Below are 14,618 nucleotides of genomic sequence, written 5' to 3'. Positions count from 1 at the left end.
CCTCCAATTTCAATTGAAATTGCACTCCGGGGGACGGATCCGCGACGTCACTGCTCGGGTTCCGCCTCCTCCGGGACCTCGAAGGCCTTGACGTCGTTGCGGTCGTCGCTGCTCGGGACGTCGCCCGGCAGGTGGACCGTCTTCGACAGCGGACCCGGCGTCCAGGTGCCCCAGTGCGTTTCGCGGTGCACCTGCATCGCCGCCTGCGCAGGCAGCGCGTCCGGCTCGTACGGGTCGACCGCGTACAGCGAGCCCCAGTCCCGGTGGATGTTGTTCTTCAGGTACGTCGGCAGCTCGCGCATGCTCGTCGCCACGTTGAGCCAGCCGAACGGGCCGCCCGCGTCCGGCGACGACCAGCCCTGGCCGACCTCGCGCACCTCGGCGCCCGCCGCCACCCGGAACTTCGGGATCTCCGCGACGCCGTTGTGCACGCCCGGCAGCTGCAGGCACGGGTGCACCAGCGCCGCCGTCCACTCCACGAACGTCGGCTGGTCGCCGACGAAGTCGGTCATGTTCACCAGCTGCGGCGCGCGCGGGGCGCTGATCGCGATCCAGCCGTTCGGGCCCACCGAGTTGTCCGTGGCGACCACGCGCATCTTGGTGGCGCCCTCGGAAAGGCCGCCGATGGTGTACCGGAAGTCGCGCCAGCCGGGGCCGCCCGGCTGCACCACGTACTTGCGCGCGGTGATCAGGAAGCCGTTCTCGGTGTCGTGGCCGAACTCCAGCGAGATCGAGTTCGCGCCGAACTCGTTGCCCGCCAGCGAGATCACCACCGGCACCTCACCGGTCCGGGCCCGCTCCGGCAGGTCGTACCACTGGGTGCGCAGCTCGCCGGTGCCGGTTCCGGCCTGGTCGTAGCTGCCCCACACCGGCGCCCGGTCGTTGCCGAACTGGTGCGGTGGCTTCCAGTCGGGTTCCTGCGGATCGGTGCCGTCGCCCGCGGGCAGGCCGGGCCGGTTGAAGCCGACCATCTTGGCCCGCATGAACTCGTTGATGTCCTCCTTGCCCTCCAGCCGCTTCGGCGGGATCGGGATGCGCACGTCCTGCGACGGCGCGCCGACGCTCGGCTGTTCGGGCGAGACCCGCAGCATGCCGGACTGCGGGTTGGTCTCGACGTAGACGTAGTCCGACAACCCGCAGCTCGATCCGACGATCTGCTTCACGTTGTCGGCACCCATGCTGTAGCTGCCCCACTGCTTCTGGATGACCTTGCCGAAGTTGGCCAGCTCGAACAGCACCAGCAGCGCGCACACGATCGACAGCGGCGCGGTGCCCAGCCGCAGCGCGCGGCTGCGCTTCTCCTCGCGCCCGAAGCTCTCGTCGACGACCTTGGGGTTGTTCTCGTCGATGCGCAGGTGCTCGATGAACGCCACGATCAGCGCGATGGCCGCGACGATCAGGAAGATCGTGCTCAGCTTGTAGCCGGCGATCTGCGGCGGCATGTTGAACCACGGCACGCCCCAGCCCGAGACGTACCACCAGGCGTTGGGGCCGGTGGCCGCGAACGCCAGGATCGCCATCAGCATCGCGACGAACACCGCGCGGTTGCGCTTGGACCGCAGCACCGTGCTGCTGGTGGCCAGCGCGGTCAGCGCGGCCAGCGCACCGCCGAAGGCAGCGAAGATGCCGAAGTGGTGGGACCACTTGGTGGGCGTCAGCACCAGCACGCCGAAGGACATCGCGGTGATCGCCAGCAGCCGCCGGCTCGGGCCGAGGGCGGCGCCCCGGATCCGGCTGCGGCGCAGCAGCACCACGGCGCAGGTCACCAGGCACAGGATCACCAGCAGCACCGGGAAGCGGCGCGTCATGGAGCCGTCCGGCGTGGAGCTGAACAGCAGGTTGTAGCGGCTGAGCTCCTCGTACCAGCTCTGGCTCGGGCCGAGGTCGGTGCGCAGCTCGGTGGCGTCCATGACCGACTTGAACGTCTGGTCGGAGAACACCAGCGTCAGGATCACGAAGCCGGAGGCGGCGATCGGCGCCAGCACCGGCAGCCAGCCGAACTCCTGCGCCCGCTTGCGCACCAGCCGGAACAGCGGCTTCAGCGCCGCGATGAACGGCAGCACGGACACCAGGCCGTGCGGGTTCGCGCCGACCGACAGCGCGGCCACCACCAGGCCCAGTGCGGCGGGCATCAACCGGCCGGTGGCCACCGCGCGCTCGACGGCGCACAGCGCCAGCAGCGAGAACAGCACCACGACGGGCTCGGGGCGCAGGCCGTTGTTGTAGGGCAGCCAGAACGCCAGGAACACCGCGGCGGCGGCCCAGCCGGCGGCGTTGGAGCGCCGCACCTGCTGGCCGAGCCTGGGGAGCACTTCACGGCTGATCAGCAGCCAGGACACGATGCCCATCAGCAGCGCGGGCAGGCGTACCCACGGCGTCGCCGTGGAGACCTGCACCCACAGCGCGTACAGCTCGTAGAACCAGCCGAACGGCGCTTCCGGACCGCCGAACCAGCGGTAGTAGTTGCTGACGTACCCGAAGCTCTCGCGCGCTCGCGCGATGTTCAGGATGTAGCCGTCGTCCGAGGTCATGGCGCCCATGGCCCACCAGACGACGAGCGCACCGATCACCGACACGTCGCGGAACGTCGGTTTCCACCAGCCCGCCGGTGCCCACTTCGGCGGGCGGCGCCCGGCGCGCACGTCCAGCCGCCGCAGGCAGATCAGCGAACCGATGAACGCCACCACGGCCAGCACCATCGCGGTGAGCTTGATGGTGGTCGCCTGGCTCTCGTAGCGGTTGTCGACGCGGGCCTCGAAGGACAGGCCGCGCACGTCGTCGATCGCGTCGTTGAGGCCGGAGTAGATGCCGGTGAGCTGCGGGCGCTGGTCGCCGTGCAGGTTGGCCAGCGACTCGGCGCCCACGGTCGCGGTGGTCTCGTAGGCGTCGGAGTGCAGCGAGATCGCGCAGTCGCCCTCGGGCAGCGGCACGGTGCCCATCTGCTGGCCCTTGTTGAGCAGCGTCAGGTGGTTGTTGTCGACCTGGAGCACCAGGCCGGTCAGGTTGCCGTAGTCCGAGGAGGGCGGGTTGGTGCTCAGCAGGATGCCCGGGCCGTTGGTGCGCGCGTCGAGGCTGCGCGCCGAGGCGCACTGGACGTCGGCCTTCAGCCACAGCGGCGAGTAGCTCAGCAGCGGCGCGGACACCGACTTGGTGCCTTCGGCCGTCGGCCACTTCAGCGTGGTGATGTCGTAGTTGACCGGGAGGAACGGCACTGCCAGCGCGAGCACGGTGCCGAGCAGCCCGAGGACCGACGCGAAGAGCTTCAGCCGTTTCGCGGGCGGTTTCCGGGTCGTCTCGGTGCGCGCCGACGCATCGTCCGTTCGGCGGCTTTCCTCCTGGCCACTGAGCACGGGTGGAGAATAGTAGTTGCTGGTCCGGGCCCTTTCGCGGCATTCCGCGGGTGTGCAGAGGAACACCTCGGCCAACGCCGTGAGCTGCGGACTCAGGTTGCTCTCAGGCCATTCTCAGTATTTCGTGACCACTCGGTGACTGCTTTTCCATTCCGCCGCAGCCGGTTCCTGCGGGCGGTCCGCGAGCGCACAACGCTGTCACGCGCTCACGGACCGCGCGTCGGTCAGCGGCGGAAGAACTGCTCCCGCTGGCCCTGGCGGACGAGGCGCAGCCACTCCTTGAAGGCCTTCGGGTCGCGCTTCTGGCCCACGAAGTAGAGGCCGAAGCGGACCACCTCGAGGGCGCCGATCTTGCGCATGCCCGGCTGCGACAGCAGGTAGCCGCGGTTGCGGTAGGTGTAGTAGCGCTTGTTCGCGTCCGACGGGTCCTGCGCGTGGAACCGGCCGCCCAGCATCGGCTTGAACTCCGCCGAGCCGTCCGGGTGCAGGAAGCGGGTCTTCAGCGTGGTGCCGAACGGCAGCCCCGAGCGCAGCACGCGCCGGTGGATCTCCACCTCGTCACCGCGGAAGAACAGCCGGTAGTCCGGCACGCCCACCACGTCCAGCGTCGAGGCGCGGAACAGCGCGCCGTTGAACAGCGAGGCGATGCCGGGCAGGAAGTCGCCGGCGCCGAGCTCGCTGACCCGCCGCTTCCAGGTCAGCCCGCGGCGCAGCGGGAACGCCAGCTTGTCCGGGGTGTCGATGTTGACCACCACCGGCGACACCGCGGCCAGCCGCCGCTTGGTGGCGACCTCCAGCAGCGTCTCCAGCGCCTGCTCGTCGGCCGGGCGGCCGTCGTCGTCGCCCAGCCACACCCACTCGGCGCCCAGCGACAGCGCGGTCAGCATGCCGAGCGCGAAGCCGCCCGCACCGCCCAGGTTGCGCTGCGAGGCGATGTAGGTCGACGGGATCGGGCAGTCCGCCACCACGTCCTCGGCGGACTGGTCCGGGCCGTTGTCGACTACCACGAGGTGGTCCGGCAGCCTGGTTTGGCTGCCGATCACCTTCAGGGACTCGGCCAGCAGCTCGCGACGGTGTCTGGTGACGATCACCGCGACTACGGATCCGGCGGGCAGCTGCTGTGCGGAGTCGGTGCTCATGAGCCTTCTTTGCTCCCGATCGTGGCCGCGGACTCGCCGATCCGGGCCAGGGTTTCCTCACTGAGGTGCTCGAAGGGGTCGTACCCCTTGTAGTGCGTCAGGACCTCGCGCAGCGAGCCCTGCTCGCGGATGCCGCCCTTGTCCATCCAGATCGCCGAACTGCACAGCTCGATCAGGAATTCGTCGGAGTGCGAGGCGAACACGAGGATGCCGGACCGCTTGACCAGGTCGTTGAGCCGGTCGCGGGCCTTCTCCAGGAACTCCGCGTCGACCGCGCCGATGCCCTCGTCCAGGATCAGGATCTCCGGGTCGATCGAGGTCACCACGCCGAGCGCCAGCCGCACCCGCATGCCGGTGGAGTAGGTGCGCAGCGGCATCGCCAGGTAGTCGCCGAGCTCGGTGAACTCGGCGATGTCGTCGATCCGCTTCTCCATCTCCTTGCGGGTCATGCCCAGGAAGAGGCCGCGGATGATGATGTTCTCGTAGCCGGAGATCTCCGGGTCCATGCCCACGCCGAGGTCGAACACCGGCGCGACCTTGCCGACCACTCGGGCGCTGCCGCGGGTCGGCTCGTAGATGCCGCTGAGCAGCCGCAGCAGGGTGGACTTGCCCGCGCCGTTGTGGCCGACCAGGGCCACCCGGTCACCGTGCCGCAGCGACAGGTCGATGTCGTGCAGCGCCTCGATGATCGGCACCCGGCTGTCGGTGCCGATCTTGCCGCCGGCCTTGCCCAGGACGGCCTTCTTCAGCGAGCGGGACTTCGCGTCGAAGATCGGGAAGTCGACCGCCGCATTCCACACGTCGATGCTGACCACAGTTCGACCTCACTCAGACCCAGTAGGCGACACGTGCGCGGTAGTTGCGCATGACAAACAGCGCCAGCAGCCAACCGCCGACGGTGAACCCGAGCACGACCGCCCAGTGGTGCCAGGACTGCGGCGTGCCGAGCATCGGCGCCCGGGCGATCTCCACGAAGTGGTAGATCGGGTTGAGCTGCGCCAGCCAGGCGCGCGGCCCGGCGTTCTGCTCGAGCACGTCGATCGGCCAGACGATCGGCGACATGAAGAACAGCAGCTGCATGAAGCTGCCGACCACCGGCGGGATGTCCCGGAATCGGGTGCTCGCGACGCCGAACAGCAGCACCACCCAGCCGCCGTTGAGCAGCAGCAGGAAGAAGGCCGGGATCGCGAAGACGATCGTCCAGCTGATGCTCGGCTGGAAGATCAACAAGATCGCGACGTAGACGACCAGGTTGTGCAGGAACAGCAGGAATTCCCGCCACACCGTGCGCAGGACGTGCACGCTGATCGGCGCGGGCAGCTGCTTGATCAGGCCTTCGTTGTGGATGAACACCTCGGTGCCCGAGAGCAGGCAACCCTGGATGAAGTACCAGATCATGAACCCGACGGTCATGTACGGCACGTAACGGCCGGGGTCCTGGCCGAAGATCGTGGAGTACATGAGGCCGAGGCCACCGGCGGTGACGCCCATGCCGATGGTGATCCACAGCGGGCCCAGCACCGATCGCCGGTACCGCTGCTTGATGTCCTGCCAGCCGAGGTGGGCCCACAGCTGCTTCTGCCGGAAACCGTCGCCGAGGTCCTTGGCGGCCTTGCGCCAAGTTCGCGACGAAGTTTCGGGGGGCGCTGCGGGGCGGTCTACCGTGCTCGTGGACTGCACAGTGCGTCAGAGTACCGATCGATGGTGTGCACTCCGGGCCAGGGCATCACTCCACGGCGCGAGGCTCCGGCGCGGCGCCCCCACGCACCGTGCGCGAGCCCCCCGGTGCCCGTCGAAACTGCGAACCGCCCTCGGGGACGACCACGGCTCCAGCGGGAACTTGGTTCAGTCCCGGCTGGAACCGCGGTCGCCCCGGCGCCTCACAGGTACTGGCCGGTGCCGCCTCGGCCGTGGCCGATCTCGGCCTCGCCCGCGCTGCCCGCGGGCAGGCCGCGGCGCATCTGCTCCAGCTGCGCGCGGGCCGCCATCTGCTGGGCGAACAGCGCGGTCTGCAGGCCGTGGAACAGGCCCTCCAGCCAGCCGACCAGCTGAGCCTGCGCGATCCGCAGCTCCGACTCCGACGGCGTGCTCTCCTGGGCGAACGGCAGCGACAGCCGCTCCAGCTCCTCGATGAGCTCCGGAGCCAGGCCCTGCTCCAGCTCGCGGATGGAGGACTGGTGGATCTCCTTGAGGCGGCTGCGGCTGGCCTCGTCCAGCGGCGCCGCCCGGACCTCCTCCAGCAGCTGCTTGATCATGGTGCCGATGCGCATCACCTTGGCGGGCTGCTCGACAAGCTCGTTGATGTCCTCTCCGCGCTCGTGCTGCTCGCCTTCGGCAGTGGCACCGAGCGGCTTGCCGTCCTCGCCGACCACGAACACCTGCGGCCTGCCCTCACTGTCTTCGCGGGTCATGTCTCCATCCTGGCGGGTTGCGGGATGCTTCGCGTGGGCGGAGTCCGGTGCTGCGCTGCAGGCGGACTCCCGTGAGCGTTTTGGGGCGCTACGGCTCCCCAAAGTACTCACGGGCCCTGACCAGCGGAGACGAACGCCTCAGATCGGAACCGGCCAGTCGGCCACGCCGCGTCACCGGATGATCGCTCGCGCGGCGGATTGATGCGATATCGACCACCCGGCAGCCGGTCCGGCCCGCCTCGTACGTAACGTGTGCTCCATGGCGTTCGACGTCGCGGCGGTTCGCGGGCTGTTCCCCGCGCTCGGCGACGGGTGGGTGCACCTGGACGCCCCGGCAGGCATGCAGGTTCCCGAACAAGTGGCGACCGCGGCGTCCACCGCGCTGCGAGCGCCGGTATCCGGTCCGGGCGGGATATTCCCCGCCTCGCAGCGCGCCGAGGCGATCGTGGAGGCCGCCCGTCGCTCCATTGCCGACCTGGTCGGGGCGAACCCGGCCGGGGTGGTGCTCGGTCCGAACTCCGCCGTTCTGCTGCAACGACTGGCCGACGCGCTCGGCGACGGGTGGATGATCGGGGACGACGTGGTCGTCTCCCGGCTGGACCACCCGGCCAACGTCGCGCCGTGGCAGCGCGCTGCCCAGCGCTCCGGCGGGACCGTCCGCTGGGCGGAGGTCGACATCGAGACCTGCGAGCTGCCCACCTGGCAGTACCAGGAGCTGGTGACCCCGCGCACGAAGGTGGTGGCGATCACCGCCGCGTCGGGTGCGGTCGGCACCCGGCCCGACGTGCGGCAGGCCGCGGAGGCGGCGGCCGAGCACGGCGCGCTGGTCGTGGTGGACGCCTCGGCGGCGGCACCGTTCGTCCCGCTCGACATCACCTCGATGGGCGCCGACGTGGTGGCGGTGAACGCCTCGGCCTGGGGCGGGCCGCCGGTGGGCGCGCTGGTGTTCAAGAACGCCGCGATGCTCGACCAGCTGCCGTCGGTCGCGCTGGAGCCCGGCGCGCGCGGCGCGGAGCGCATGGAGCTCGGCCCGCCCGCCTACCCGCTGCTGGCCGGCCTGGTGGCGTCGGTGGACTACCTGGCGGCGCTGGACGACGCCGCGGTGGGGCCGCGCCGCGAACGGCTGCTGACCTCGCTGGGCTCGGTGAAGTCCTACCAGGCGGGACTGCTGGCGAGCCTGACCAACGGGCTCCGCAAGATGAACCACGTGATGCTGATCGGCGACGCGATGCGCCGCGTCCCGTCGATGGCGTTCACGGTCTCCGGCGTGAAGGCGGTGGACGCGGTCGAGCACCTGGCCGACCGCGGGGTCTGCGCCTTCGCCGACCCCGGCACCCACGGCGTCTTCGCGGTCCTGGGCGTCGGCGAAGTGGGCGGAGCGGTCCGAGTCGGCCTCGCCCACTACACCAACGCGGCAGAAGTCGACCAGCTCATCCGAGCCATCGCCGAACTCGCCTGACCCCCTCCACCCCCGACTCCTCCAGCCCCTCCGGACTTGGACCCCGATCCCTCCGGACCCGGATCCCTCCGGACCCGGACTTGGATCCGGCTCCTCCGGATTTGGATCTGGCTCCTCCGGATTTGGATCTGGCTCCTCCGGAGGACCCGGACCCCGGCTCCTCCGAACCCGGACTCGGCTCCTCCGGACCCCGGTTCCTCTGGCGTCGGCTCCGGCTCCTCCGGACCCCGGTTCCTCTGGCGTCGGCTCCGGCTCCTCCGACCCCGGCCCGTCCGGTGTCGGCACCGGTCGACGCCGGGGTGGAGGCGATTTCAATGGAAATCAGACCCCTGATTTCCATTGAAATCGCGTAGATCCCGACGCACCACCGGCGCGTCGGGACCCGACACGCCGACACCTGCGCAAGTTCAATTGAAATTGGACCTTTGATTTCAATTGAAATTGCGCCGGGCGCCCGCCGGTCGGGTGACTCCGCCGTCAGCGGACCAGGAGGATCTTGCCCCGGACGTCGCCCGCTTCGAGGACGGCGTGGGCCCGGGCCGCTTCGCGGAGCGGGATGCGGTCGTGGACCGGGGTCCGCACGCGGCCCGCTTCGACCAGCGGCCACAGCCGCTCGCGGACGTCGGCGACGATCGCGGCCTTGCCGTGCGGGCCCGCCAGCGGGCGCCCGCGCAGTCCCAGCACCGACAGGTGCAGTCGCTTGACCAGCATCTTCCCCAGGTCCAGCTCGGCCTTCCGGCCGCCCTGCATGCCGATGATCGCCAGGTGCCCGTCGGGCGCCAGCGCGGACAGGTTCCGGTCCAGGTAGGACGCGCCCATGTTGTCCAGGATGACGTCGGCGCCGCCGAGCTCCTTCACGACCGCGACGAAGTCCTCGTCCCGGTAGCTGATCACCGGGTCCGCGCCGAGCTCGGCGCACAGCCGGCGGCTCTCCGCCGATCCCGCGGTCGCCGCGACGCGGGCGCCGAGCGCCCGGCCGATCTGGATCGCGCAGGTCCCGATGCCGCCCGCACCGCCGTGCACCAGCAGCAGCTGTCCACTTCGGAGGCCGGACTCCATGATCACGTTGGACCAGACGGTGCAGCACACCTCGGGCAGTCCGGCGGCGTCCACCAGGTCGACCCCGGCGGGCTTGGGCAGCACCTGCTCGGCGGGCACCGCGACGCGTTCGGCGTACCCGCCGCCGGACAGCAGCGCGCAGACCTCGTCGCCGACCTGCCAGCCCTCGACGCCTTCACCCAGTTCGGCGATGGTGCCGGAGCACTCCAGCCCGAGGATGTCGCTGGCGCCCTTCGGCGGCGGGTAGTTGCCCTCCCTCTGGCTGAGGTCGGCGCGGTTGACCGCGCTGGCGGCGACGTCGATGAGCACCTCGCCCGGACCCGGTCGCGGGTCGGGGTGTTCGGTCCACTCCAAGACGTCCGGTTCACCCGGTTCACGGATCGCGATGGCGTACATGCCCGCGACAGTAGAGCCTGTCGGCGCCGCCGTCCGCGCTCGTGTGACCGGCGCCAGCCGCTCGGGGTACGGACGTCAGCGCAACGCGACCACCGGCGGCACCGCAGTCCGAAGCGGACGGTGCGAGAGGACCGGGCCAGCCGCACAATACGGGAAAAACGGGAATTGGTCCCTGGTTCTTAACTCTTCCTGGTACGGCCTTGACTTCAAAGCGTGATCCTCTCAAGGCTTGCCACCACGAAATCCACCCGAAACGGGGAGCATGATGAGTTTGCGAACCATCACATCCAGGCGTTCGATCACCGCTCTGGCCGCGAGCTGCGCGGCGGCGATGCTCGCTGTCACCCCGGCCAGCGCGGCCCCGGCCGACCTCGGAGACGCGATCAACGGCAACGCGGTGAACCGGCACCTGATCGCGTTCCAGCGGATCGCCGACCAGAACGGCGGGAACCGCGCCTCCGGGCAGCCGGGCTACGAGGCCAGCGTGGATTACGTCGCGGGCAAGCTGCAGCGCGCCGGTTTCGACGTGACCACCCCGGAGTTCACCTACGAGGCGTACTTCAAGGACTCCTTCAGCCTCGCGGTCGCCGGTCAGCCGACGGAGGGCGACGCCCTGGAGTACTCCCCGGCGACCCCGCAGGGCGGTCTGACCGCGCCGCTGGCGGTCCTGCCGGTCGACGAGACCCCGGGCTGCGAGGCCACCGACTTCGCGGGCACCGAGGTCACCGGGACGGTCGTGCTGATCTCGCGCGGCGCCTGCGACTTCGCGACCAAGCAGCAGCTCGCGTCCGAGGCCGGCGCGGTCGGCGCGATCATCTACAACAACGTCGAGGGCCCGCTAAACGGCACCCTCGGCGGCGCGGACGCGGGGCGCATCCCGACGGCCGGTGTCACCAAGGAGGTCGGCGAGGCGCTGTCCGGCCAGGCCGGTGCCGAGGTGAAGCTGGACGTGCAGGCGCGGTTCGAGACCGTGACCACCCGCAACATCATCGCGCAGACCAAGACCGGGCGCACCGACAACGTGGTGATGGCCGGTGCGCACCTGGACGGTGTGCCGGAGGGCCCGGGCATCAACGACAACGGCACCGGCAGCGCCGGTCTGCTGGAGACCGCGCTGAAGCTGGGCGGCAGCCCGGACGTGAAGAACGCGGTGCGGTTCGCGTGGTGGGGCGCGGAGGAGTCCGGCCTGGTCGGCTCGACGCAGTACGTGCAGGGCCTGAGCTTCGAGGAGCAGCTCGACATCGCGCTGTACCTGAACTTCGACATGATCGGCTCGCCGAACGCCGGCTACTTCGTCTACGACGGTGACGGCTCGACCGGTGGCCCGTCGGGCCCGCACGGCTCGGGTCAGATCAAGGACGACTTCATCGCGACGATGGCCGCGCAGGGCATCGAGTCGGAGCCGAGCGAGTTCAACGGCCGCTCCGACTACGGCGAGTTCATCGCGGTGGGCATCCCGTCCGGCGGCATGCACACCGGCGTCGAGGACGTGAAGACCGAGGAGCAGGCCGCCAAGTGGGGCGGCACCGCGGGCATCGCGTTCGACCCGAACTACCACAGCAAGGACGACAACCTGTCCAACGTGGACCGGGTGGCGCTGGAGCGGATGACCAAGGGCATCGCCAACGTCGTGCATGCCTACTCGCAGAGCACCGAGGCGGTCAACGGCATGCAGACCCGCGCCGAGCGCGCGCAGCTGCGGGCCGCGCAGACGACGATGATGGCCCAGAGCTTCGACCAGGGCCCGAAGGTCGGCCACGGCCACAACCTGTCCTGATCCCCGCTGGAAGACCACAGCTCCGGGAGGACTTCGGTCGTCGTGGTTTCGACCACCGACCGAGATTAGAGCTTCAGCTGGAGTTGTGCTTCCGTTCGTCGCCCGACCACGGTTCCTTGGCACCGTGGTCGGGCACAACGGTTCTGCGAAAGGCGATGTCGTGAAACGAGCTGCATTGGTGGTGGCGGCCGCGGTGTCGGCCGCGCTGGTCGCCCCGACCGCGAACGCGGCCGAGCCGGTGCGCTTCGCGACGTTCAACGCCTCGCTGAACCGGGTCGCCGAGGGCGAGCTGCTGGCCGATCTGTCCACACCGGACGACGAGCAGGCGCGGAAGGTGGCCGAGGTCGTGCAGCGGGCCCGCCCGGACGTCCTGCTGCTCAACGAGTTCGACTACGTCGAGGGCAACGCCGCGGTCGACGCCTTCCGCACCAACTACCTCGCGCGGGGCCAGCGCGGCGCCGACCCGATCGACTACCCCTACGCCTACACCGCGCCGGTCAACACCGGTGTGCCGTCCGGCATGGACCTGGACAAGGACGGCGCCATCGGCGGCCCGGGCGACGCCCACGGCTTCGGCGTGTTCCCCGGCCAGTACGGCATGGTGGTGCTCTCGAAGTACCCGATCGGTCAGGCCCGCACCTTCCAGCAGTTCCGCTGGGCCGACATGCCCGGCGCGCGGCTGCCGGACGACCCGGCGACGCCGGAACCGGCCGACTGGTTCACGCCGGAGGAACTGGCGCAGGTCAGGCTGTCCTCGAAGTCGCACTGGGACCTGCCGATCGACGTCGGCGGACGCACGGTGCACTTCCTCACCTCGCACCCGACGCCGCCCGCCTTCGACGGCCCCGAGAAGCGCAACGTCCTGCGCAACCAGGACGAGATCCGGTTCTGGGCGGACTACGTGACGCCGAAGCGCGGCGACTACATCTACGACGACGAGGGCGAGCGCGGCGGTCTGCGCCCCGGCGCCCGGTTCGTCGTGGCCGGCGACCAGAACTCCGATCCGCTCGACGGCGACAGCAACGGAATCCGCCAGCTGCTGCACGCGCCGCGCGTGATCGACCCGCGGCCGGGCAGCGTCGGCGCGATCGAAGCGAGCCTCGCCCAGGGCGGCGCGAACGGGAGCCACCGCGGCAGCCCGTACTTCGACACGGGCGACTTCAACGACGAGAAGCCGGGCAACCTCCGGATCGACTACGTCCTGCCGTCCGCGCCGCTGATCCCGCTGCGCTCCGGCGTCTTCTGGCCGACGTCGGGCGAAGAGCTGTCCCGCCTCAACGACGCGTCGGACCATCACCTCGTCTGGGTGGATCTCCGGGCCTGAACCAGGGTCTGCCCGGGTCCGCCGGACGTCCGGGAACGGGACGCTCGCAGCATGAAAACGCTGATAGCCGCCGTTTCGGCGAGCGCTCTGCTGCTGGGCCCGACCGCGGTCGCCGATCCGGTTCCCGCACTGCCGCGACCGTCCGGCCCGCACGCGGTCGGCACCACCGCGCTGCACCTCGTCGACCGGAGCAGGCAGGACCCGTGGATCCCGGAGGACAAGCGCGAGCTCATGGTCTCGCTCTGGTACCCGACCCGCGACGACGCCCCGCGCGCCCAGTACGTCACACCGGAGGAATCCCGCCGGATCCTCGAAGGACAGCAGCTCAACGGGGTGTCCCCGGAGGTCTTCAGCACCACCCGGACCCACGCGGGCGTCGACGCGGAACCGCTGGACCGCGATCTCCCGCTGGTGCTGCTCTCACCGGGTTTCACCCTGCCTCGCACGTCGCTGACCGGCCTCGCCGAGGACCTGGCCAGCCGCGGCTACGCGGTCGCCGCGGTGGACCACAACCACGAGGCGAAGGCGATCACCTTCCCGGACGGCCGGGTCACCGGCTGCCTGGCCTGCGAGCGGACGCCGAAACCGGACGGCACGACGGTGGCGGGAAACCGGGCCGCCGACCTGTCGTTCGTGCTCGACGAGCTCATCGAGCGAGGCGGGATCGACGGCGACCGCGTGGTGGTCGCGGGCCACTCCATGGGCGGAGCGGCGGCGGCTCGCGCGCTGCTGGCCGATGACCGCTTCCGCGCGGCGGCCAACCTGGACGGGACGTTCCACCCGGGCCTGACGGCCGATTCCGACCGCCCGCTGCTGATGCTGGGCGCCGACCAGCACGGGCGGCCGGGTGCGGACGACACCTGGGACGGCACCTGGTCGCACCTGACCGGATGGAAGCGCTGGTTCTCCGTCGAGGGGACGTCGCACTGGTCGTTCACCGACTACTCGCCGCTGGCCGAGCAGGTGGGCATCGACCTGGGGCCGGAGCCCATCGCCGGCGACCGCGCGGCTCGCATCACCGCCGACTACCTCGACGCGTTCGCGGAGCACCACCTGAACGGCGTCCCGCAGCACCTGCTCGACGGCCCGTCCCCGCGCTATCCCGAGGTCCGGTTCGAAAACCCGTGAGCGGGAGGTAGGTTCACAACCCGAGTCGGGGCGGAGGTGCGGTGGTGGTCGAGGTCCTGCTCATCACGGGCAGCACGCGGAGCGGTTCGACGAACACCGCCGCCCTGCGCACCGCGCGGGAGGTCGCGCCGGACGGGGTGACGGCGGTGCTCCACGAAGGCCTGGCGGACCTGCCCGCGTTCAACCCGGACGACGACGTCGAGCCGCTGCCGCGCGCGGTGGCCGAGCTGCGGAACCGGGTGGCCGCGGCGGACGCGGTGCTGTTCTGCACTCCGGAGTACGCCGGAACGCTGCCCGGCAGCTTCAAGAACCTGCTGGACTGGTCGATCGGCGGCACCGAGCTGAACGGCAAGCCGGTCGCCTGGCTCAACGTCGCGCCCGAAGGCCGTGGCGACGGCGCGATCGGCGCGTTGACCACCGTTCTGCGCTACCTGGCGGTGGATCTCGTCGAGGCGGCCTGCGGGCGGCTGTTCGTGCCGCGGGAGGCGGTCGGCCCGGACGGCCTGGTGGAGGACGCCGGCATCCGTGACGGACTGCGCGAAGTCCTCCGCACCCTCGCGGGCCGTTCCGCCTAG

Annotated in this window: 11 protein-coding genes; 5 read left to right on the top strand and 6 right to left on the bottom strand. The window is 70.4% G+C overall.

The features are described from left to right. Positions 1-47: 47 nt before the first annotated feature. The 5 genes from C4T78_RS21580 to C4T78_RS21560 form a co-directional block, all read right to left on the bottom strand. Positions 48-3,350: an arabinosyltransferase domain-containing protein gene (locus C4T78_RS21580; protein ID WP_093356275.1), complete on the bottom strand. Its 3,303-nt coding sequence runs from the start codon at positions 3,348-3,350 to the stop codon at positions 48-50. Positions 3,351-3,574: 224 nt separating this feature from the next. Continuing rightward, positions 3,575-4,489 (bottom strand): galactofuranosyltransferase GlfT1, encoded by a 915-nt coding sequence (glfT1, locus tag C4T78_RS21575; RefSeq protein ID WP_093356273.1) that lies wholly within the window; start codon positions 4,487-4,489, stop codon positions 3,575-3,577. Then, positions 4,486-5,289, bottom strand: coding sequence for a galactan export ABC transporter ATP-binding subunit Wzt/RfbE (gene wzt / locus C4T78_RS21570; protein ID WP_408005536.1), 804 nt, complete (start codon positions 5,287-5,289; stop codon positions 4,486-4,488). The genes glfT1 and wzt overlap by 4 nt, the downstream gene beginning before the upstream one ends. Positions 5,290-5,317: 28 nt before the next feature. After that, entirely contained in the window at positions 5,318-6,169 is an 852-nt protein-coding gene (gene wzm, locus C4T78_RS21565) for a galactan export ABC transporter permease subunit Wzm/RfbD (RefSeq protein ID WP_093356271.1), read from the bottom strand. Positions 6,170-6,369: 200 nt separating this feature from the next. Beyond that, entirely contained in the window at positions 6,370-6,900 is a 531-nt protein-coding gene (locus C4T78_RS21560) for a bacterial proteasome activator family protein (protein WP_093150238.1), read from the bottom strand. A gap of 259 nt (positions 6,901-7,159) precedes the next feature. Here C4T78_RS21560 and C4T78_RS21555 point away from each other — a divergent pair, with 259 nt between their 5' ends. Further along, entirely contained in the window at positions 7,160-8,359 is a 1,200-nt protein-coding gene (locus tag C4T78_RS21555) for a cysteine desulfurase-like protein (RefSeq protein ID WP_093356269.1), read from the top strand. A gap of 477 nt (positions 8,360-8,836) precedes the next feature. On the opposite strand, the gene C4T78_RS21550 is transcribed toward C4T78_RS21555, so the two are convergent. Then, positions 8,837-9,814 carry an NAD(P)H-quinone oxidoreductase gene (locus C4T78_RS21550; RefSeq protein WP_093356268.1) on the bottom strand — a complete coding sequence of 326 codons (978 nt, stop codon included), beginning with the start codon at positions 9,812-9,814 and terminating at the stop codon, positions 8,837-8,839. A 265-nt stretch (positions 9,815-10,079) separates the two neighbouring features. Here C4T78_RS21550 and C4T78_RS21545 point away from each other — a divergent pair, with 265 nt between their 5' ends. The 4 genes from C4T78_RS21545 to C4T78_RS21530 all read left to right on the top strand — a co-directional run bounded on the left by C4T78_RS21545 (position 10,080) and on the right by C4T78_RS21530 (position 14,618). Then, entirely contained in the window at positions 10,080-11,591 is a 1,512-nt protein-coding gene (locus tag C4T78_RS21545) for a M28 family metallopeptidase (protein ID WP_093356335.1), read from the top strand. Positions 11,592-11,751: 160 nt separating this feature from the next. Beyond that, positions 11,752-12,915, top strand: a complete 1,164-nt coding sequence (locus tag C4T78_RS21540; RefSeq protein WP_093356267.1) for an endonuclease/exonuclease/phosphatase family protein — start codon at positions 11,752-11,754, stop codon at positions 12,913-12,915. A gap of 51 nt (positions 12,916-12,966) precedes the next feature. After that, complete coding sequence (locus C4T78_RS21535) at positions 12,967-14,043, top strand: alpha/beta hydrolase family protein (protein ID WP_093356266.1); 1,077 nt, start codon at positions 12,967-12,969, stop codon at positions 14,041-14,043. A 44-nt stretch (positions 14,044-14,087) separates the two neighbouring features. Continuing rightward, positions 14,088-14,618 carry an NADPH-dependent FMN reductase gene (locus tag C4T78_RS21530; RefSeq protein ID WP_218161665.1) on the top strand — a complete coding sequence of 177 codons (531 nt, stop codon included), beginning with the start codon at positions 14,088-14,090 and terminating at the stop codon, positions 14,616-14,618.

The sequence above is a fragment of the Saccharopolyspora kobensis genome (assembly GCF_900108315.1).
GTDB classification, from domain to species: Bacteria; Actinomycetota; Actinomycetes; order Mycobacteriales; family Pseudonocardiaceae; genus Saccharopolyspora; species Saccharopolyspora kobensis.
This window is presented reverse-complemented; position numbering and strand designations above follow the sequence as displayed.